The sequence below is a fragment of the Tsukamurella conjunctivitidis genome (genome assembly GCF_007858475.1).
GTDB lineage: Bacteria > Actinomycetota > Actinomycetes > Mycobacteriales > Mycobacteriaceae > Tsukamurella > Tsukamurella conjunctivitidis.
In genome coordinates this window covers 1-614 of sequence record NZ_VIGX01000158.1, presented here as the reverse complement: position 1 = coordinate 614, position 614 = coordinate 1, and the positions used below count along the sequence as shown (strand labels likewise).

Annotated in this window: 1 protein-coding gene; it reads left to right on the top strand. The window is 72.8% G+C overall.

Annotated features, from left to right (window positions below):
- Positions 1-52 precede the first annotated feature (52 nt).
- Positions 53-614: CHAD domain-containing protein (locus FK530_RS24830; RefSeq protein ID WP_146489469.1), on the top strand; the 562-nt coding region annotated here is incomplete at its 3' end.

Sequence of the window (614 nt, the reverse complement as noted above, 5' to 3'; positions counted from 1 at the left end):
TCCACACCCCCCAGAACCTCTACGGCTTCGGCACTCCCTGACAGGCGCGAGGATGGACACGGGCTCCGATGGCGCGGGCACCGATGGCGCGGGCGCGGACTCGGGCTCGACAGGAGCGGACAGGGCGGACGCCGCGTCGCTGCCTGCCGGGACCGGTGGGGTGGACGAGGCAGCGCGCCTGGGAGAACCCGGTCACGGCGTCGACGTCGGCGGGGCTGCCTCGCTGATCCTCTCAGACCTCCTGGGGACCCTGGCCCAGCGCAGGCAGGAGGCCATGGCGGAGATGGGCGTGGAGCAGGTCCACCGGTTGCGGGTGTCCACCAGACGCCTGCGGGCACTTGCGCAGTTCCTGGAGCCCGTGTGCGGGAAGCAGCTGCGGCGAGCCCGCAGTGCCCTGGGCCCGGCTGCCCGCCAGCTCGGGGAACTGCGCGACCTCGACGTGCTCCTGGAGCACCTGGACTGCGGCGTGGTGGAGGTCGCGGATCCTGCGCGCACCCGTGAGGTGCTCCTGCACCACCGGGAGGAGCTGGCCCGTGGGGCCCGGCAGCTGGTGGAGGCTCCCACCTGGGAGGAGATGGTCGCGCAGGTGGCCACCGACCTGAACAACTGTCACG